This window comes from Serratia sp. AR11, assembly GCF_056376275.1.
This window is the reverse complement of the sequence record NZ_CM150739.1, coordinates 4,176,387-4,195,595: the sequence shown is the minus strand read 5'-3', so window position 1 is coordinate 4,195,595 and position 19,209 is coordinate 4,176,387. Positions and strand designations below refer to the sequence as shown.

The window sequence follows — 19,209 nt, the reverse complement described above, 5'->3', positions numbered from 1 at the left end:
GTAACTTCGTCGCATCGACTGGGACTCCAACCACGTCGGCTGAGAGGTCGACTCCTTACTTCCCAGGTAGGGGGTACAGTAGGGAAATAGGTTGTGTTTCAATATCACGTGGCCCTTTTGTCTTATCGTAGAAGAACCAAATATTAAATTTGCGCTCTTTAGGCCAAGTATCGTGTTTAAGAGAATCCCACCCCAAATGCTTCGCCACAGTGCTAGCTAATGTCTTTTTGACCTCAGATTCTATTTTCCCCTGGTAAGCACTCATAACAGCCCCTAAGAAGAAGTCCGATATCTGGATATGTTCTGAGGATTTAGAATCTTTGGTGACAACTGAAGAAATAATATTTTTGATGCCAAATGATTTGCATATCACATTATTAGCAATGACATGGAAAGCTTCATCAGCTTTCTTGTAGCGGGACGGAAGGGGGTCTACCTCAATTCGGAAAGCGCAATCCCGCTCCGGGTGGGCACGGATAACATTACCTATTTTGGCTGTGATAAGTTTGGTGAAGTGCTTACGCATTGCGAGATCATAATCCCCGCCATGAAAGCTTTTATTGACGATGGATTTCTCGACAATGATGCAATGGAAAGCAAGCCATTGGTGCTTGAAGAAAGTTTCTATCAAATCTAAATGGAAGTTTGCAAACTTTTTGGAGTTTGTTTTAGTCCACTTAATTTCTTCGAAATAACCATGTTTTTCCCTTAGCTCTCGGATTATACGGGCAAAGTCACCTCGTCTTTGGTATTTCATCCAAAGACTACCGAAGCCATAGAATCGTTGTCCATCTATGCCTGATTCGTCACAAGCTACGTGCCAGATTAATTTCCCAGGGTTATCGTTACCAGGCATGCACCAACTCTTAAAAAAGTGAAAGTATGGTATTTAACCACATTATTAAAACTCTGAGAATGATCGTTTTACAATCAAATGAACGCTAAAGCGAAGTGCCATCCAAAATTAACCCGGTACCCCAGCTGAGGGGTTGTGTCGGTATCTGGTGGATGGTGCTTCGCCTTAATGTTTGTGAAGTGGGCGGCGGAAGGGTGAGGTAACACCCTGTCCACCAGTTGCTCATGTCAATGGTCACAAGCGAACCTTTGCCCGTGCTGCGAACAGCAGGACGAGCCTATCAAACAAGGGCGCTTATGATATCCAGCACAAGTCTTGTCAACGCTGACACACTCGAATACATCAAAACCCTGCCTGATGACTGCATCGACCTGATCGCTACTGACCCGCCTTATTTCCGGGTGAAGTCCTGCGACTGGGATAACCAATGGAAAACCGAGGCTGAATATTTAGCCTGGCTGGATTCATTGCTGGTGGAGTTCTGGCGGGTGCTTAAGCCTAACGGCAGTCTTTACATGTTTTGTGGTAGCCGTTTGGCCTCAGATACTGAGCTGTTGGTTCGCCAGCGTTTCGACGTACTGAGCCACATCGTATGGGCTAAACCTTCGGGCGCATGGAAACGACAGCATAAAGAAGGGCTACGCGCATTCTTCCCTGCTACCGAGCGGATCATTTTCGCCGGTCACTATGCTGGGCCCCTACAGCCCAAGATTGACGGCTACGCGGTGAAATGCACCGAGCTTAAGCAAAACGTATTCAAGCCGCTGATCGACTACTTCAAATCTGCCAGGCAGTCTCTTGGTGTCACTACGAAGGACATCAACGCGGCGACCGGTAAGCAGATGGCCAGCCATTGGTTTAGTGAGAGCCAGTGGCAGCTACCGAGTGAAGAGCAGTATCACAAGCTTCAGGCTCTATTTGACCGCATAGCCAATGAGAAGCATCAGGCTGGTGGATTGAATCGCCCCCATCATGAGCTGGTAAGGAAATACAAAACCCTCAACCGCGAATATCTGGAGCTGTGCCAGGAATATAAATCATTGCGGCGTACTTTCACGGTATCTGCTGCGGTGCCTTACACCGACGTTTGGACCTATTCGCCGGTAGCCTTCTATGCCGGTAAGCATCCATGCGAAAAGCCTGCTGAAATGATGGAGCACATCATCAGTGCCAGCAGTCGCCCAGGTGATGTCGTTGCTGACTTCTTCATGGGTTCCGGTTCAACGATTAAGGCGGCTATCAAGCTGGGCCGCATTGGGCTGGGGGTTGAGTTGGAATCAGACCGATTCGAACAAACACAGCGGGAAATATTCCCGAGTAACTAAGTCGCCCTGGCATTTGCCGGGGCTTTTTGTTTCCACCACCCGACGATCGGGCACAGCCCCGGCAGGGGGAGGTTATGAGGATGGATAAATACAGTTCACAGCTTTCGTATTGGGTTGCGTCACTACTGGCAGCGACGGGAGCAATGACCCTGCAGGATTGGGCCGTGCTGGTGGGGATACTGGTTGCTGTGTTTACTGCCGGTGTGAATTGGTACTACAAGCGCAAGCTGGTTAATAAACTGACCGCCGTCGGGTATGACAAAGAGCGTGCAAAAGCTGCATATAAAGCGATGAGTGAGTGAAACCATGAATCCACAGCTAAGAAAGAAAATCATTGGTGCTGTCGGTGGTGGAGCGTTGGCTATTGCTGCGGTGCTTATTCCTTCACTGGAAGGAGTCGAATACAGACCTTACCGCGATGTAGTTGGCGTGCTGACTGTCTGCTATGGCCATACTGGTGTCGATATTATCCCCGGCAAAACTTACACCGAAACTGAATGCAAAGCGCTACTGAATAAAGACCTTGTGCCTTTCGTCCGTTCTGTAGCCCGGTCTGTGAAGGTGCCAGCCAGTGAATATCAGAAAGCGGCACTTATCAGCTTCAGCTACAACGTCGGCGTCAAAGCCTTTGAATCATCCACACTGCTGAAAAAACTCAATGCCGGTGACAGTTCGGGCGCTTGTGATGAAATGCGCCGCTGGAATAAAGCTGGGGGCAAGGTCTGGAAGGGCCTGATTAACCGGCGAGAGGTGGAGCGTGAGATCTGCAACTGGAGCCAGAAATGAACCGGTTAATGGCAGTCCTGGGGGCTGCTTTAGTGATCATCTTCATTGCGCTGGCATGGTTGGTGTTTCACTTCCACGGTAACGCTGTAAAGGCTGGTGGGAAGGTTGAGCAGCTTCAAAGCGATAACAACCTGCAGACAGCTACCATTGCCGCCCAGGCGTTTCTGTTTCAACGCGCCAACGCTATCAGTAACGCAGCGAGCCAGTACGGCATTAATACCGACGTGGCCACTCAGGGGAAAGAAATTGAATACCGGACAATCCTCAAAAATCAGCCTACGTGCGATTTGGCTGTGCCTGCCGCTATTGCTGGTGGGTTGCTCGACTACACGAACCGTCTACGTTCCGGCGCAATGCCAGGCAATACCGCTAACGCTAACACAGCCAGTGCTGGCACCACTGCCGCCAGCACGCTGACCTATTGCCAGGCGGTATTGTGGATTGACCCGTTGCTTGCTGCCATCGATAAGGCGAACAACCAACTGCTGGCTATTCGACAGCTTGATGATGAAAGGAAGAAACCATGAGCAGATATTTCTATGAGCAACGCCGTCGCCGTCAGGAAGAAGAACGCCGTCGTAGGGAGCAGCAGAGTGCTGCTGGAACTGGCAGCGACCTACTGAACCCTCTCAACCCATTAAACCCGGTATTCGTTGGTGCTGATTACAGTAATGATTACAGCACCGGCAGTTCGGACAGTGGCGGCAGCGATTCAGGCTCCTGTAGCTCCGATTAACGTTTTTGGAAGGTTAGCAAATGTTCAAATATGAATTAGGGCAGACAGCCATAACGACCACTGGCGAGACGTGCACTATTCTGGGGCGAGCCGAGTACACCACCGAGCCGAACATGTACCTGATGAGCTGGCCTTCGGATAACGGTTCAACGGCGGAAATTTGGTTCAAAGAGGATGAGCTAACACCTGTTGCCTCAATGCCTGAACCTTCAGTTTAAGCAGCATTTCAGGCTGTAATTACTGAAAACCGTTGGAAGTGATGCCCCTATAGAGGGGCATATTAGAAGTATTACCTTGATATTTAATCGTAAAAATTAGGGCAAAGGGACAAGACTTCATCTAAATGAGGCTTTTCCAGTTTATTAACGTTATGACCAGCATCCTTCAGGACTGTAAGTGCTGAAATTAATTCATCGTAACTATTAACATTCTCTTCATGTGAGTTTTTGTCAATTTCTAGCTGTTCTGTATATAGACCTAACTTACCAAGCATGAAAGCAACACTCATGTAATCTGATTCATTGTTGCCGTCATAGCCTGGAAATTGAATGTGTTTATCGTGTATTTTTAATTTGTGTTTGTCTTTAAGCTCATTGGACTCATCAGGGATAAGTGTTCGAAGTGAATTACTCAAATTACGGTATGCGGTGAGAGCCGAATCAACTTTTTTCTGTACTTCTTTAGGTACTTCTTCAGTAGACAGAAATTGGTATTTACGTTCTATTGCCCAAGTATTACCGCTATCAACTGCTTCGCGAACTATCGAAGAATCAATCTCTCCATCTACACCTAAGTGGTCGAATAGATCGCACATCATTAGCAAGGTTAGTTTTTCAGTAGAGGTCATATCATGTCCTTTTGAGTAAATTACATATATCTAGCTAATTGAATATGAGGTCACCAATAAATAAATCAAGAGTGCTATCAGAAGTATTGGGACTGCATCACAGAGCCGCTGCTTAAGGCTGCTGTGTAATGCAAGATAATCAGCCATCATCCTACTATCTTGCGTTTAGCGCATCGGCAGGCTGGTGGCTTTTTTATTACCACTATTACCACCAAGAGAAACCACTATGTACACACTGAAAATTGTCACTGCTAACCGAAACGAAATCATCTATGCCGTTGATTCCATCGAATGGAAGCGGGTAGAGAAAACAATCTATGGTGATACCAGCACCGGCGAGCCTTTGAAACTTACCCTTCTGCCTGGTGATACAGCCTACCTGGCTAACAGCCATAACCGAACGGTTGCGACGTACACCAACCCGGTAGCGCAAAGCGAGGCTACAGCGTGAAAGAGCCGAGGATATACGGCAGCAAGTGGGACAAGGCACGCCGTGCATTCCTCCAACAAAACCCGCTGTGTGTCATGTGCGCACAGCAGGGACGAACGGTAGTCGCTGTTGTTGTTGACCATATCGAGCCGCACAAGCTGAAGGATGCGATTAAGTCCGGCAACTCTACAGCGCTATCGAAGGCGCAGAAGCTGTTCTGGGACAAAAAGAACTGGCAGGGCCTATGCACCCCTCACCACAGCGGCACAAAACAGCGGATGGAGAAGAGCGGCACAGTCATCGGATGTGATGCCGACGGTATGCCGCTCGATCCTAACTCGCACTGGAGTAAGTGATGACTGATGACCAACAAACGCTACTGATGTTCAAGGGCTTGATTGCTTCGCTATCAGAAGAAAGTCAGGCGAAGGTGAAGGAAGCCGAGGAAAGGTTGCGTGACGTGCTGCGCAGTTACCCTGACGGTGAGGCTATGGTGGCCTTCGGTTCCATCGGTGCCGGGCTTCAAACGGGTGGTATGGAAAGGATTGAAAAGTGAAATGATTGCAAGTGCAATGATAATGATTCGCATCAATAGTCGGGGGAGGGGAAAACTTCAAACCCTTTGCTCCGAATGACCTATCACCGTCCTTTCTGTGCACAACCGCGAAATGAAAAGTTTTTTTCTGGATGATTTTTCAATCATTTTGAAATGGTTTTATATGCAATCATTTGCCGTGCAATCAATAAATTGTCGCCGTCTGATGGGAGGTTTCTATGGCCGGTCGTCGCCCGAAACCGACCAAATTAAAATTGGTGACTGGTAATCCGGGCAAAAGAAAACTTAATGATAATGAGCCGCAGCCCACCCGCGAAATTCCCAGCCCTCCATCTCACCTTACTGATTGGGGGAAGACTGCCTGGGGGCGGATGACCGTTCTTCTCGATGGCATGGGCGTTTTGACTGTTGCAGATACTTTTGCACTTGAGCGCCTGTGCGATATCTATGCTGACATCCTCCAGCTCAGAAACACGATCACCGATGAGGGCCGCACTTATACGGTTCAGACCGAGGGCGGTTTTCTGATTAAGGCTAACCCGGCCGTATCCATGCTGGCAGACGCCGATCGGCGATTTAAAAGTTATTTGGTGGAGTTTGGTCTGACGCCGGCCGCCAGGTCAAAGGTGCAAGTCAATGGTGGAGAAAAAGAAGAAGACCCGCTCAACCAGTTCTTCGGTTGATCCCGCAACGCAATACGCAATGGACGTCACTTCGGGTAAAGAGCTGGCTGGGCCAGATATTCGTAATGCTTGCGCCAGGCACCTGCGTGATCTGGAACATGGCCCGGCACGAGGGCTGGCATGGGATGCAGATTCCGCTCAGCGGGCAATAGATTTCTTTTCGAAAGTGCTCAAGCTGAACGGTGGTGAGCATGAAGGCCAACCCTTTATTCCGTTAGCCTGGCAGTGCTTCGTCATTGGTTCCATTTTTGGATGGAAGAACAGCGACGGATATCGGCGCTTTCGAATGGTTTACGTTGAGTCAGGCAAAGGATCGGGTAAATCCCCGCTTGCGGGTGGTGTCGGGTTGTACTGCCTGGTTGCTGACAAAGAACCACGCGCTGAGGTCTACGCAGCGGCCACCAAGAAAGACCAGGCGATGATCCTTTTCCGTGATGCTGTCGCAATGGTTGACCAATCGCCGGCGCTATCACAACGGATAGATAAGTCAGGCGGTACCGGTAAAGAGTGGAACCTGGCATTTGTTCAGACAGGTTCGTTTTTCCGTCCAATAAGTTCCGACGATGGCCAGTCTGGCCCGCGCCCACACTGTGCACTGATCGATGAGGTTCACGAGCACAAAAGTAACCAGGTTGTTGAAATGATGCGTGCGGGGACGAAAGGCCGCCGGCAAGCGCTCATTTTCATGATAACCAACAGCGGCCACGATAAAACGAGCGTCTGCTACGACTATCACGAATATGGTCGGAAGATTGCGGCTGGCATGGAAGAGGATGACAGCTTCTTCAGTTTCATTTGCTCCCTTGATGAAGGCGATGATCCTTTCAAGGATGAGTCGTGCTGGAAGAAGGCCAACCCGTCATTGGGCCACACCTTCAACGAGCGATATCTGCGTGAACAGGTTACCCAGGCACGCGGCATGCCAGGCAAAGAAAGCATTGTCCGCCGGCTTAACTTTTGCCAGTGGGTTGATGCGGCTAACCCGTGGATGGGTAGCGATGTCTGGATGGGGTGTGAGTCTGATTTTGACCCGGACGAGATGATCGGGGAGGAGTGTTACGGCGGGCTGGACCTGTCAGGAACGCGAGATTTAACCTCGCTGGCGCTTTATTTTCCAAAACGTAAGCGGTTGATTGTCGAATTCTGGACGCCGAAAGAAACGCTGCTTCACCGTGCTAAAACTGACCGTGTTCCGTATGACATGTGGGAAAAGAAAGGTTTTATTTTCTCAACGCCGGGTAATGCGGTGAAGTACGGATTCGTTGCCGAGCGGATCGCCGACTTGGCCCTCCGATTTCACATCAAGGCGATCGCCTTCGACCAATACCGAATCAAATACCTGGAGCCAGAACTGGAAGAGGCCGATGTGAGCGTGCCACTTATTCAGCATGGGCAGGGTTTCTACAAGGCGGCCGATTCTGGGTTGTGGATGCCGCACTCTATCGAGCTGTTTGAAGGGCTACTGGATGACAAGGAGGTTGAGATTTTGACGAACCCTTGTCTGCGCTGGAATGCAGCCTCGGCGGTTATAGAAACGGATCAGAAGAACAACAGAATATTTGCGAAGAAAAAAAGCACCGGTCGAATAGATGGTGTGGTTGCGTCAGCAATGGCCATTGGGGCAGCTGATGGGGAGGTTGAGGACGATTTCAACCTGGATGATTTCCTTTCCAGACCGTTGAGTATGTGATGGCAGAAAATAATTACAGTATTGACCTGCGCACCAATAACGGCTGGTGGGCGCGTGCGGCGTCGTGGTTCGTGGGCGGACGCCTAGTCACCCCTAATCAGGGATCGCAAACTGGTCCGGTGTCCGCTGGCGGCTCTCTCGGTGATTCCATTGTTACCGATGAACGGATATTGCAAATATCCACCGTGTGGCGTTGTGTCAGCCTGATATCGACGCTGACCGCCTGCTTGCCGCTGGACGTGTTCGAAACCAGCAAGGCAGATGACCGAACCAAAGTGGGGCTGGATAACTCGCTGGCACGCCTGCTGCGGTATTCACCTAATCAATATATGACCTCGCAGGAGTTTCGCGAGGCAATGACCATGCAGCTCTGTTTCTACGGTAACGCCTATGCGCTGATCGAGCGTAATGGATTGGGTGACGTAATTAGCCTGATCCCGTTGCAGTCGGCAAATATGGATGTGCTGCTGGAAGGTAAGCAAATTGTCTACAAGTACCAGCGTGATCATGAATTTGCCCGTTTTAAACAGCGTGACATATTTCACCTGAAAGGGTTTGGCTTCAACGGTTTGGTGGGATTGTCTCCTATCGCCCATGCGGCCAAATCTGGCGGTGTTGCTGTCGCGATGGAAGACCAGCAGCGGGATTTTTACGCCAATGGCGCCAAGTCTCCGAAAATCCTCTCGGTCGGTGACCGGGTGATGACGAAAGAACAGCGCGATCAGGTCGAAGAGAACTTTAAGGAAATTGCCGGTGGGCCGGTGAAAAAACGTTTGTGGATATTGGAGGCAAACTTTACGGCTCATGATATCGGCGTCAGTCCGCAAGACGCTGAAACAATGGCCTCCCGAAAGTTCCAGGTCAGTGAGTTAGCTCGCTTCTTTGGCGTTCCACCTCATCTGGTCGGCGATGTTGAAAAATCGACGTCATTCGGAACCGGCCTTGAGCAGCAGAATCTCGGCTTTCTTCAGTACACCCTGCAGCCTTACATCACACGCTGGGAGCAATGCATTCAACGCTGGATTGTGAAGCCGGCAGATTTGGGGCGTTACCACGCTGAGCACAATCTTGATGGGCTGTTGCGTGGCGATTCTGCGTCGCGTGCAACCTTCATGAAAGCAATGGGGGATGCTGGCTTGCGAACCATTAACGAAATGCGGCGCCTGGATAATTATCCTCCGTTACCGGGTGGCGACGTCGCAATGCGGCAATCGCAAAACGTACCACTCACCGATTTAGGCAAAGAACCTCGCGAAAGCGGGGTTTAGTTTTTTAGGGGGCTTTGATGCCAGACATTAAAAAAACGCTGTCCTTTGAAGAGACGGAAATCAAATTTCTTGGGGACGGTACGCAAGGCATTTTCGAAGGCTATGCATCCGTGTTCGGCAATGTCGATTCAGATGGTGACATTATCCTCGCCGGCGCATTCAAAAACACCCTGCAAACCCAAACCCGCAAAGTGGCGATGTTCTTCAATCACCGCGCCTGGGAGCTGCCTGTCGGTAAGTGGGACACGTTGCAGGAAGACACAAAGGGGTTATTTGTCCGTGGGCAACTTACCCCAGGGCATAGCGGCGCCAGTGACCTGAAAGCGGCCATGCAGCATGGCACCGTTGAGGGGATGTCCGTCGGTTTCTCCGTGACCAAAGACGATTACTCGCTGGCAGCAAATGGCGGACGCATTTTCAAAAACATTACGGCGCTGAGAGAGATCAGCGTATGCACCTTCCCGGCAAACGAACAGGCCGGGATATCGGCGATGAAGAGCATCGATGGTATCGAAACTATTCGTGATGTTGAGAACTGGCTGAGGGACTCAGTGGGTTTAAGCAAATCACAGGTAGTGGGGCTTATTGCCCGGTTTAAGTCGGCTGTTCGGAGTGAGTCCGAAATTGACGAAAACAAAACAGATATCTCTGCGCTGATCGAGCGCATTAGTTCATTCCCTCAATCATTAGGAAAATAACATGTCCGAATTAGCCCAAATTCAAAAGGCGATCGAAGATTCGCAGAAAAACATGACCCAGCTTTTCGATGCTCAGAAAAAAGAGATTGAAGAGACGGGCCGTGTGTCCAAACAACTGCAGGACGATCTGGTCAAGGTTCAAGAGGAACTGACCAAATCCGGCACCCGCCTGTTCGACCTTGAGCAAAAAGGCGGCGCAGGCGCTGAAGACCCAGACGCCAAGAAAGACTTTTCCGAACGTGCCGCAGAAGGTCTGATTAAGACCTGGAACGGCAGCACAGGTTCCTTTGAAGCGAAGACCTTCAACAAATCGCTGGGCAGTGATGCCACCTCTGCCGGCTCGCTGATCCAGCCGATGCAGGTACCGGGTATTGTTGCGCCGGGCCTTCGCCGTTTGGTTATCCGTGACCTGCTGGCGCAGGGACGTATTTCCAGTAACTCACTGGAATATGTGCGTGAAAAGCTGTTTACCAACAGCGCCAAGCCGGTGAAAGAGAAGGCGCAGAAGCCAGAGTCTGATCTGACCTTCGAAAAGCAAACGGCGAACGTGAAAACCATTGCCCACTGGGTGCAGGCATCCCGTCAGGTGATGGACGATGCCCCCATGCTGCAATCCTACGTCAATAACCGTTTGATGTACGGTTTGGCGCTGGTGGAAGAAGACCAGTTGCTTAACGGCGACGGTTCCGGGGATAACCTGACCGGCATCAATGCGGTAGCCACCGCGTATGACACTGCGCTGAATGTGGCCGGCGACACCAAAGCGGACATGATCGCCCATGCGATCTTCCAGGTCACCGAGTCAGAATTTAGCGCCTCGGGTATCATCCTGAACCCGCGTGACTGGCATAACATTGCCCTGCTGAAAGACGGTGAAGGCCGCTATATCTTCGGCGGGCCGCAAGCGTTCACCAGTAACATCATGTGGGGCCTGCCGGTTGTTCCTACCCGCGCTCAAACGGCGGGTACCTTCACCGTGGGTGGTTTCGACCTGGCCTCTCAGGTCTGGGATCGCATGGATGCCACCGTTGAAGTGAGCCGCGAAGACCGCGATAACTTCGTGAAAAACATGCTGACCATTCTGTGTGAAGAGCGCCTGGCGCTGGCGCACTACCGCCCATCTGCGCTGATCAAAGGTAGCTTCACCCCACCGGCTGGCGGCTAATAACCCTTGTGGAGAGGGCGGCGTTTGCCGCCCTGATTAATTATGGCGATTGTTGTCACTGATGTAGTCCCGATCGAGGAGCTGCGCCAGCATATCGAATTTGATGGCGACGACCGCGACGCGCTGATCAAGCGTTATGCGCAAGCCGCGTTGAATTATTGTTTGCGTTGGTGCGATGACCCACGATGGAAGGTTGCAGCAGATATTCCGGAGCCAGTTGTATCAGCGATGCTGTTGGTGTTCGGTGATCTGTTTGAGCACCGTACCAGTCAGAGTGAAATTCAGCTTTATGCCAATGCGTCCGCAGAAAATTTGATGTGGTCATGCCGAAATTGGCGCGGGGTAGAGCCGGTTGAAGGGGAACCATAATGGAGCCAGGGCGTTTCAGGCATCGCATCATGATCCAGAACTTCGAAACCGTTGAGTTGCCCTCCGGGCAAGAAAAAGAAGTTTGGGTTGATGTGGCTATCAACAAAATCCCCGCCGAAGTGAAAGCCATCAGCGGGCGTGAATTGATGGCATCCAGCGCGGAGAAGTCAGAGGCAACCGTACGCATCTGGATGCGCTACCGAGACGATGTGTCCAGCGTGTCCCGTGTGGTTTTTCGTGGGTTGGCTTATGAGATTGAGTCTGCCCTGCCGGATGTTCGCCTGACGCGTCTTGAGCTGCTTTGCAAAACGGGAGTGAAGATATGATCGGCGGAAAACTGGATTTCTCCGGCCTGCTGGACTTATCAAAAGAGCTTGAGGTGCTCAGCAAGGCGGAAAGCAACAATGTTTTACGGCAGGCCACCCGTGCTTCTGCGGCTGTTTTCAGGGATGAGGCTCGACGCCTGGCCCCGAAGCGTACCGGCAAGTTAGCTCGGAATATCGTTGTTGTGAGCCAGCGCGGTCATCAGGGTGAGGCTGTAGCCGGCGTGCATGTGCGGAGCAAGGGCAAGGCCAGTAATCGCAATAACGCGTTTTACTGGCGGTTTGTCGAGTTGGGTACATCAGACATGGTGGCGATCCCGTTTATTCGTCCCGCCTATGACGGAAAACAGGAAGAGGCTGCGCGGGCCGCTTTCGACAAAGCCAACGCCGCAATCGACAAGGTGCTATCCAAATGACTGAAGCCGATATCAAGCCATTGCTCAAGCCTCTGGTTGGCGGACAGGCGTACCCTTACGTCGTCAAACTGACAGCCGAGGGGAAGCCGGCAGTGAGTCCCCCGTGGATCGTGTATTCGCTACCCAACGAGAATTCGGCGGACGTGTTTTGCGGCTCGGCGGAAACGGCGTTCATGATTCAGATCGATGTCTATGCCGCAACCGTGGATGAGGCAACGGACATCCGTGCGTTAGCGCAGGAGGCGGTTAAACCGCTGGCACCGGCAGAAATGCGCGCCTTCAAAGACTACGAACCCGCGACAACCCTTTACCGCGCTTCATTCGAATTCAGGGTGTGGCAATAAACTAAATCCCCTCTACCAGCCGCCTCCGGGCGGTTTTTTTATGTCTGGAGAAAACACATGACCAGTAAGTTTGAAAAAACGCAGGGAACGAAAATTTCCATCTCGGCAGCAGAAGCCCTTTCGGTAGATGACCCGAGCATCACCTGGCTTGAAGGCCAATGTGCCACCAAGGAAATCACCTACACCGCCGGGCAGAAAGCGGATATTGATGTAACCACGCTGTGCTCGGAAGAGCAGGAAAACACCAACGGCTTGCCGTCTCCGGGTGAGATGACCATTAACCGTAACTGGGTAGGTGACGAAGAGGCGCAGGAGTCGTTGCAAGTTGCTTACGAAACTGACGAAAAACGCGCAATCAAAGTTATTTTCCCTTCCGGTAATGGTTATCTCTACCTGGCCGAAGTGCGTCAAAACAGTTGGTCTGCAGCGACCTCCGGTGTGGTTTCGGCCTCGTACACGCTGCGCCTCAAGGGTAAACCGAAGCGCATCAAGGCATCTGATAACGTGCCGGTTACCGGGGTAACGCTCACTCCGACCAGCGGCAATCTTGCGGTGGGTGGTACCACGACATTTGCCGTAAACATTGCGCCGGCCAATGCCACGAATAAGGGCTTTACCCTGATCTCATCCGTTCCGGCACGCGCCACCGCAGCAGCCAACGGCCTGACTGTGACAGTCACGGCGCCAGGCTCATCAACTGCCGGCGCAGCAAACATCACTGTTAAAACCAGCGACGGCGACTTTACCGCAACGTTTGCGGCGACCGTAACCGCATAACCGGAGACCAGTAAATCATGGCCGTTAAAAAGAAATTTGACCTCAAGGCGCTGGTCTCAGCGCCGCAGTCTGGGTTCCGCACCAAAATCGTTCCGGTTAAGGAATGGGAAGGGGCAAAAGTTGTATTGCGCGAGCCTTCTCCTGAAGGTTGGGGCCGGTGGCGGGAAGTCATGACCCCACCTGAACCGAAAGAGGGTGAACAGCCCGTTAAGCTGTCCATCTCGGAGGAAACGCAGCGAAATATCCGTGCCGACGCGGTGATGTTCATTGACGTGCTGCTGGATGAAGAGCGGCAACCTGTCTTCACCTTGAGCGAACTGGAAGACGTGATCGCGTTTTATGGGCCGGTGCATGCCCGACTGCTTAAGCAGGCTATGGATCTGACCACCTCGCCAGAGGAAGCCGAAAAAAAGTCCGAGAGCCAGACACCCAATTCATGATGAAACTCGCGCTTCGCCTGGGGAAGACCCTGGGTGAGCTCAAGCAATCCATCAGCATGAGCGAACTGCGCCTGTGGGCCGCCTATGACCGGATCAGCCCGATCGGCGATGTACGCGGTGATTTTCATGCGGCGCAGATAACTGCGGCTGTTTATAACGCACAGCGCGACCCGAAAAGTCAGCCTGTTGACTTCAATGACATTGTGATTCAGTGGGGTGCCAGCGGTGAGGGGCCGGGGGAGAGTTTGACCGGTTTGGAGTCCTGGCTCGATGAAATGGCTGGATAACCCGCTTAGGCGGGTTTTTTTATGGGTGAAATATGGCTTCTTTGCGCGAACTAATTATCAAAATTTCGGCGAATTCCAGCTCGTTTCAGACTGAAATTTCCCGCGCGTCACGCATGGGAGCCGACTATTACAAAACGATGGATCAGGGGAACCGTAAGGCCGAATACGCTACCCGCCAGAGCCAGCGTGCGCTGGCCGATCTCAACGGGCAACTGGCCACCGTTCGGCAAACTGCTATGGGCATGGCGGGCGTATTCGCCGGTGCTTTTGCTACTGGCCATCTGATCAACCTGGCCGACCAATGGAACCAGGTTAACGCCCGCCTGAAACAGGCTTCACAGTCGTCTGATGACTTTTCCAAAAGCCAGCAGACCCTGATGGCAATTAGTCAGCGCACGGGCACCGCCTTTGGGGACAATGCCAGCCTGTTCGCTCGTTCTGCGGCTTCAATGCGTGAATTTGGTTACGCGTCGGACGATGTGCTGAAAGTGACCGAGGCTATTTCTACGGGGCTGAAGCTATCGGGAGCAGGAACCCAAGAGGCCAGCTCCGTCATTACGCAATTCAGCCAAGCGTTGGCGCAGGGGGTATTGCGCGGCGAGGAATTTAACTCGGTCAATGAAAACGGCGACCGCGTGATCCGTGCATTGGCGGCGGGTATGGGCGTCGCCCGCAAAGATTTGAAGGCGATGGCCGATCAGGGGCTGTTGTCCATTGATAAAGTGGTTCCTGCATTGCTCAGCCAACTTGGCACCCTGCAAGGTGAATTCGCGGCTATGCCAAGTACTGTCAGCGGATCTATCACTAAAGTGGAAAATGCCTTCCAGCAATGGGTTGGGGGTATCAATGAAACCAGCGGTGTTACAGCCGCACTTTCAAGCACCCTTGATGGGCTGGCTGGCAATATTGATGATGTGGCAACCGCTCTGGGCGTTCTGGTTTCAATTGGGGCCATGCGTTACTTCGGCGGGTTAGTCACCAGTATGGGGACGGCAACAGCCGGCATGATGTCCGCCTACCGTGCCGAGGTTGCCGTAGCTGCAGCACAGGTAGAAGGGACAAAAACGGCAACAGCCGCCGCCCGTGCAACGTTATACCGTGCGCAGCAGGCGAAAGTCGCTGCGGTAGGGCTTGAACAGCAAATCGTTGCAGAGCGCCAATTAGCCGTTGCGCAGAACCAACTTGCAGCCAGTGTGGGTGCCCGCAGCGCGGCCCAGACCCGGCTTAACTCGGTAACGTCGCTGGGTGCTCGCCTTGGCGGCAGTCTGTTAAGTGTTGTGGGTGGGATACCCGGTATCGTGCTCGGTGTTGGCGCAGCATGGATGTACGTCAACGAGAAGAACGAGCAGGCCCGCAAAGTGGCGCTGGCTTATGGCGATACCGTTGAGCAGGTGAAAAAGCAAATCTCAGGCATGTCGATTGCCGGCCTGCAATCTACCGCTGTCGATGCGAACAATTCAATTACAGCTCAGCGCTCGGAAATAGCAAAAACTGAGCAAGAAATTAGAAAGCTGAACAGTAGCCTGAAAAACATGCAGGACATTGAGGCTTCAGCGAAGAAGAACCCACGGCTCACCGAGCTAAATACCTTTTATTCGTTAGCTGAGGCACAACAGAAAATAGTTGAGATTCAAGGGGCGTTGTCGCAAAAAACTTATGCCCTTGAGCAGCAAACTGAAAATCTGCGTGCTACGGAGGCTTTGCGCACTCAGGCGCTGAACGAGTCAATTAATAAAACGGTGGCGCTATCCGGGGCTGTGGGATCGCTTGCCGGTATGTATGCGCAACTAAATCGGGTTACAGGGCTGGCCACATCAGCCGCTTTGCCAGCGTTCCCTGGCATGCAGTTACCGAAGTTGGACACCAAGCAACAGGACGCCATGACTCGCGCAATGCGCGATCAGCAACTTGCTGGGCTGAAAGGGCTCGATAAAGTTCGCCTGTCGGCCACTTTTGAAGCTGATGATCTGAAACTCCCTCCTGGCCGCTATGAGCAGTATGTCGCGGCCAAGGTCGGTGCTGAGCAGAAAACCGAGGCGCTCACTGCCGCAACAAAAGCCCAGCAAAAAGCCGAGCAAGACGCCGCAAGCGCGTCGAAAAAATCCGCCTCCGTTACCGGCGAATATCAGCAGAAGATCGCCAACCTGAACAAAGAAATTCAGGTTGAGCGGGTGAGGATGAAGGAGGGCGATACCGCCGCGTCTTTATTCTCTGCGTCACTGGAGACTGGCAGTAAATGGACGGGTGCTCAACGGGCCGAGCTGGAGCGACTCAATAAAACGTTAACGGAGGCAAAGCAGCGCTGGGATGACCACAACGCGGCGATCGCCTCTGACCCTTACCGGCAGGCATCGCAAACCCGAAAAGAGTCAGAGGATCAGCTACAGCGCCAGATTGCTGGGAATGAAATTAAGAGCGCTGAAGAGCTGGCGCGACGCAAGCAGGAAATCAATACCACCTACCTCAATGCGATAGCAGAGGCAAAGCAACGCAATGCGGTGACAGGCAATCAGGAGCTGGCCGGTAACGTTGACCCCCTGCAGAACATTGAAAACCAACTGGCTAAGCGGCAAGCCCTGATAGAAACCTACGCCACTGCCGGCGTTATTTCGGAGCAGCGCAAAAACCAGCTGATCCTGGCTTCTGAAAATGAAACCAACGAACAGCGGTACCAGGCTGCTATGGCCCTTTACTCCTCCCAGGGCGACATGCAAAAGCTGGCTGTGGATCTATTCCAGAGCTCGCAGGAGCGCGTTACCAACATGCTGACCGGCATGCTAACCGGAACGCAGACGTTTAAAGAGTCCATGCTCAATCTGTTCTCCACGCTGACGCAATCCATCATCAACAATCTGGTGGATATGGCGGCACAGGCGCTGATTACCAGCACCATTATGCAAACCATTACCGGTATTTTTGGTGGGGTTGCCGGCGGTGCCGCTGGTGGGGCGTCAGCGGCTGCCGGGAGCACCGGCGCTATGGGGATGAGCACTAGCTATATGGCGTATGCAAAGGGCGGTGTTGTTGCCTCCAGCGATCTGAGCCAGTTCAGCGGACAGGTGGTCAGTACCCCTACAACGTTTGCGTTTGCCAAGGGAGCAGGACTCATGGGCGAGGCGGGGCCAGAGGCGATTATGCCACTGACACGCGCTGCAGATGGTTCGCTGGGTGTTCGCGCCATATCGCAAGGTGGGGCTGGTGGAGGTGGCGGCGGTGCACCGCAGGTATACATCACCATCGATAGCAACGGACAAGCGTCTCAGACCACTACGCCGGGATGGGAGCAGTTTGGCAGCGAGATCGGCCAGTTTGTCGATCAGCGTTACCGCGCATTGCGGGATAAGGACTTGGGGCAAAACGGTGTCCTGACTCAACGATTAGGGGGGAGACGATGACGCTGGAAGAATTTGTCTATAGCCCCAGGGTAAACCCGACCGGGGATATTACCCAGCGGGTGCGAGAGGTGCAATTCGGCGATGGTTACAAACAACAGTCCGGCGACGGTATTAACGGCGAGCACCAAAGCTGGCCACTAACGTTCGTCGGCAATTGGCAGTACATCGTCGGTATCCGCAGTTTCCTGAAACGTCACGAAGGCTTCCGGGCTTTCAAATGGCGAAACCCGCTCTTTGAGCTGGGGCTGTACACCTGCAACGGGCATCAGGTTACCGCGATGGGGAAAAACTCTCGCGGTGAACCGATGTACCAGATCGCCGCAACGTTTGAAACAGCAAATCGACCATAGGATTATCCATGAGCATTAACGCAGACCTGCAGCTACTTGCGCCGGGGAAACGGGTGTATCTGTTCCACGTTGACGGCAGCATGTTCGACGGGCCAGAGCTGTTTTTTCATAACTATCCGATCCCGTATACAGAAGCGGAGCTGGTTGCCGCCAGCAGTGATCCGAATTTGCTGCCAGCTAAATCCATCTGGTGGCAAGGGAAGGAGTACAAGCCGTGGCCGGTGGAGGCAACAGGTTTCGAAGTTACCAGCGATGGCAGCGCACCCACACCCACGTTGAGCGTGGCGAACCTCGACGGAACAATCTCAGCCATGTGCCTGGCATATCAAAACATGGCTCAGGCCAGAGTCACTCGGCACTATACCTTTGCGCAATATCTGGATGCGCGAAATTACCCGGACGGCAACCCCGAGGCCGATCCCACCAAAGAAAAATTGGATGTTTACTACATCGAAAACAAAACCAGCGAAGACGACGAAATTATTCAGTTTCAGCTGTCATCGCCGGCAGATTTGCAGGGCATGCAGATCCCCTCACGTCAAATACATAGCCTATGTACCTGGTGTATTCGTGGGCAGTACAGAGGCCCATCATGCGGCTATACCGGCACAAACTATTTTGATCAGGACGGCAACCCGGTTGACGATCCGTCAAAAGACGACTGCGGCGGGCTACTCAGTGATTGCAAAAAACGCTGGGGGGCAACAGAGCAATTGCCGTTTGGTGGTTTCCCCGGCTCCGCATTGCTGAAGAGGTGATAATGCGTAAACAGATAATCAGCGCCGTTCTGGCGCATGCGGCGGCGGAGTATCCGCGCGAGTGTTGTGGGCTGGTGGTGCAAAACGGACGCCGGCAGCGTTACGTTCCTTGCCGAAATTTGGCACCGGAGCCCACTGAACAGTTTAGCCTGGCACCAGAGGATTACGCCGCCGCTGAAGATGCCGGCACAATCATTGCGATTGTTCACAGTCACCCCGACGCTACCACCCAGCCCAGTCAACTCGATATTGCGCAGTGTGACCTGTCACAATTACCGTGGATCATCGCCAGTTGGCCGGAGGGAGATATTCGGGGAGTCATGCCCACGCAGGGCATTAAGCCGCTGCTGGGCCGTCCGTTCTTGCATGGGTTCTGGGATTGCTACGCCATAATCCGGGACTGGTATCAGCTCGAGCGTGGCATTACGCTGCCGAATTTTAAACGGACAGATGGCTGGTGGGATAGGGGGGAAAACCTCTATATGAAACTTTACGCCGAGGCGGGCTTCGTGCCGGCATCGGGCGAGGTGCAGATCGGCGACGTAATCGTTATGCAAGTTCAGGCACCGGAGCCGAATCACGCAGGCGTCTACTTGGGTGATGGGTTGATGGTGCATCACATGTATGGCCAGCTCAGCACGCGTGTTCCTTATGGTGGGTACTGGCAAGAACGAACGATAACGGTTTTGCGTTACAAGGGCTGAACTGCT

The 19,209-nt window shown here is 52.6% G+C and carries 26 protein-coding genes and 1 pseudogene; 25 read left to right on the top strand and 2 right to left on the bottom strand.

Going from position 1 to position 19,209, the window contains the following annotated elements; translation table 11 throughout:
- Nucleotides 1-55: 55 nt before the first annotated feature.
- Nucleotides 56-856: a DUF3800 domain-containing protein gene (locus ACSOSI_RS19725; RefSeq protein ID WP_476705996.1), complete on the bottom strand. Its 801-nt coding sequence runs from the start codon at nt 854-856 to the stop codon at nt 56-58.
- Nucleotides 857-1,152: 296 nt separating this feature from the next.
- On the opposite strand from ACSOSI_RS19725, the gene ACSOSI_RS19720 reads away from it, so the two are divergent.
- From ACSOSI_RS19720 to ACSOSI_RS19700, 5 genes are all read left to right on the top strand, one after another.
- On the top strand, nt 1,153-2,181 hold the full coding sequence (locus ACSOSI_RS19720; RefSeq protein WP_476705995.1) for a DNA-methyltransferase: 1,029 nt from the start codon (nt 1,153-1,155) through the stop codon (nt 2,179-2,181).
- 80 nt (nt 2,182-2,261) lie between these two features.
- Nucleotides 2,262-2,483, top strand: a complete 222-nt coding sequence (locus tag ACSOSI_RS19715) for an HP1 family phage holin (RefSeq protein WP_249921499.1) — start codon at nt 2,262-2,264, stop codon at nt 2,481-2,483.
- A 4-nt stretch (nt 2,484-2,487) separates the two neighbouring features.
- Entirely contained in the window at nt 2,488-2,967 is a 480-nt protein-coding gene (locus ACSOSI_RS19710) for a lysozyme (RefSeq protein ID WP_476705994.1), read from the top strand.
- Complete coding sequence (locus ACSOSI_RS19705) at nt 2,964-3,494, top strand: hypothetical protein (protein WP_476705993.1); 531 nt, start codon at nt 2,964-2,966, stop codon at nt 3,492-3,494. The genes ACSOSI_RS19710 and ACSOSI_RS19705 overlap by 4 nt, the downstream gene beginning before the upstream one ends.
- Complete coding sequence (locus tag ACSOSI_RS19700; RefSeq protein WP_476705992.1) at nt 3,491-3,703, top strand: hypothetical protein; 213 nt, start codon at nt 3,491-3,493, stop codon at nt 3,701-3,703. The genes ACSOSI_RS19705 and ACSOSI_RS19700 overlap by 4 nt, the downstream gene beginning before the upstream one ends.
- A gap of 301 nt (nt 3,704-4,004) precedes the next feature.
- Here the strand turns inward: ACSOSI_RS19700 and ACSOSI_RS19695 are convergent, their stop codons facing one another.
- The gene (locus ACSOSI_RS19695) at nt 4,005-4,550 is read right to left on the bottom strand and encodes a YfbU family protein (RefSeq protein WP_476705991.1); all 546 of its coding nucleotides are present in this window, start codon (nt 4,548-4,550) and stop codon (nt 4,005-4,007) included.
- A gap of 226 nt (nt 4,551-4,776) precedes the next feature.
- On the opposite strand from ACSOSI_RS19695, the gene ACSOSI_RS19690 reads away from it, so the two are divergent.
- The 20 genes and pseudogenes from ACSOSI_RS19690 to ACSOSI_RS19595 all read left to right on the top strand — a co-directional run bounded on the left by ACSOSI_RS19690 (nt 4,777) and on the right by ACSOSI_RS19595 (nt 19,203).
- Nucleotides 4,777-5,001, top strand: a complete 225-nt coding sequence (locus ACSOSI_RS19690; protein ID WP_135345029.1) for a hypothetical protein — start codon at nt 4,777-4,779, stop codon at nt 4,999-5,001.
- Nucleotides 4,998-5,336, top strand: coding sequence for an HNH endonuclease signature motif containing protein (locus tag ACSOSI_RS19685; protein ID WP_476705990.1), 339 nt, complete (start codon nt 4,998-5,000; stop codon nt 5,334-5,336). Before ACSOSI_RS19690 ends, ACSOSI_RS19685 begins: the two co-directional genes overlap by 4 nt.
- Nucleotides 5,336-5,536: a hypothetical protein gene (locus tag ACSOSI_RS19680; protein ID WP_476705989.1), complete on the top strand. Its 201-nt coding sequence runs from the start codon at nt 5,336-5,338 to the stop codon at nt 5,534-5,536. Before ACSOSI_RS19685 ends, ACSOSI_RS19680 begins: the two co-directional genes overlap by 1 nt.
- A gap of 218 nt (nt 5,537-5,754) precedes the next feature.
- On the top strand, nt 5,755-6,219 hold the full coding sequence (locus tag ACSOSI_RS19675) for a phage terminase small subunit P27 family (protein WP_476705988.1): 465 nt from the start codon (nt 5,755-5,757) through the stop codon (nt 6,217-6,219).
- Nucleotides 6,173-7,909: a terminase large subunit gene (locus ACSOSI_RS19670; protein ID WP_262243964.1), complete on the top strand. Its 1,737-nt coding sequence runs from the start codon at nt 6,173-6,175 to the stop codon at nt 7,907-7,909. Before ACSOSI_RS19675 ends, ACSOSI_RS19670 begins: the two co-directional genes overlap by 47 nt.
- Nucleotides 7,909-9,177 carry a phage portal protein gene (locus ACSOSI_RS19665; RefSeq protein WP_262243965.1) on the top strand — a complete coding sequence of 423 codons (1,269 nt, stop codon included), beginning with the start codon at nt 7,909-7,911 and terminating at the stop codon, nt 9,175-9,177. The genes ACSOSI_RS19670 and ACSOSI_RS19665 overlap by 1 nt, the downstream gene beginning before the upstream one ends.
- 17 nt (nt 9,178-9,194) lie before the next feature.
- Nucleotides 9,195-9,875, top strand: a complete 681-nt coding sequence (locus tag ACSOSI_RS19660) for an HK97 family phage prohead protease (protein ID WP_476705987.1) — start codon at nt 9,195-9,197, stop codon at nt 9,873-9,875.
- A gap of 1 nt (nt 9,876) precedes the next feature.
- Nucleotides 9,877-11,040 carry a phage major capsid protein gene (locus tag ACSOSI_RS19655; protein ID WP_261139710.1) on the top strand — a complete coding sequence of 388 codons (1,164 nt, stop codon included), beginning with the start codon at nt 9,877-9,879 and terminating at the stop codon, nt 11,038-11,040.
- 42 nt (nt 11,041-11,082) lie between these two features.
- The gene (locus ACSOSI_RS19650; protein WP_262243967.1) at nt 11,083-11,409 is read left to right on the top strand and encodes a head-tail connector protein; all 327 of its coding nucleotides are present in this window, start codon (nt 11,083-11,085) and stop codon (nt 11,407-11,409) included.
- Nucleotides 11,409-11,735 (top strand): phage head closure protein, encoded by a 327-nt coding sequence (locus tag ACSOSI_RS19645; RefSeq protein WP_262243968.1) that lies wholly within the window; start codon nt 11,409-11,411, stop codon nt 11,733-11,735. Before ACSOSI_RS19650 ends, ACSOSI_RS19645 begins: the two co-directional genes overlap by 1 nt.
- Complete coding sequence (locus ACSOSI_RS19640; protein WP_261162345.1) at nt 11,732-12,148, top strand: HK97-gp10 family putative phage morphogenesis protein; 417 nt, start codon at nt 11,732-11,734, stop codon at nt 12,146-12,148. The genes ACSOSI_RS19645 and ACSOSI_RS19640 overlap by 4 nt, the downstream gene beginning before the upstream one ends.
- Complete coding sequence (gene gp17, locus ACSOSI_RS19635) at nt 12,145-12,492, top strand: tail completion protein gp17 (protein WP_262243969.1); 348 nt, start codon at nt 12,145-12,147, stop codon at nt 12,490-12,492. The genes ACSOSI_RS19640 and gp17 overlap by 4 nt, the downstream gene beginning before the upstream one ends.
- Before the next feature lie 57 nt (nt 12,493-12,549).
- Nucleotides 12,550-12,996, top strand: a pseudogene (locus ACSOSI_RS19630) (phage tail tube protein); the annotation flags it as partial.
- On the top strand, nt 12,997-13,269 hold the full coding sequence (locus tag ACSOSI_RS19625) for an Ig-like domain-containing protein (RefSeq protein WP_262244625.1): 273 nt from the start codon (nt 12,997-12,999) through the stop codon (nt 13,267-13,269).
- Between the two features lie 17 nt (nt 13,270-13,286).
- Nucleotides 13,287-13,709, top strand: a complete 423-nt coding sequence (locus ACSOSI_RS19620; protein WP_262243970.1) for a phage tail assembly chaperone — start codon at nt 13,287-13,289, stop codon at nt 13,707-13,709.
- Nucleotides 13,706-13,996: a DUF4035 domain-containing protein gene (locus ACSOSI_RS19615; protein ID WP_262243971.1), complete on the top strand. Its 291-nt coding sequence runs from the start codon at nt 13,706-13,708 to the stop codon at nt 13,994-13,996. Before ACSOSI_RS19620 ends, ACSOSI_RS19615 begins: the two co-directional genes overlap by 4 nt.
- 32 nt (nt 13,997-14,028) lie before the next feature.
- Nucleotides 14,029-17,391: a tape measure protein gene (locus tag ACSOSI_RS19610; protein WP_262243972.1), complete on the top strand. Its 3,363-nt coding sequence runs from the start codon at nt 14,029-14,031 to the stop codon at nt 17,389-17,391.
- On the top strand, nt 17,388-17,741 hold the full coding sequence (locus tag ACSOSI_RS19605) for a phage tail protein (RefSeq protein ID WP_261162349.1): 354 nt from the start codon (nt 17,388-17,390) through the stop codon (nt 17,739-17,741). Before ACSOSI_RS19610 ends, ACSOSI_RS19605 begins: the two co-directional genes overlap by 4 nt.
- Nucleotides 17,742-17,749: 8 nt before the next feature.
- Nucleotides 17,750-18,499, top strand: a complete 750-nt coding sequence (locus ACSOSI_RS19600; protein ID WP_262243973.1) for a phage minor tail protein L — start codon at nt 17,750-17,752, stop codon at nt 18,497-18,499.
- Nucleotides 18,500-18,501: 2 nt separating this feature from the next.
- The gene (locus ACSOSI_RS19595) at nt 18,502-19,203 is read left to right on the top strand and encodes a C40 family peptidase (RefSeq protein ID WP_476705986.1); all 702 of its coding nucleotides are present in this window, start codon (nt 18,502-18,504) and stop codon (nt 19,201-19,203) included.
- Nucleotides 19,204-19,209: the final 6 nt, after the last annotated feature.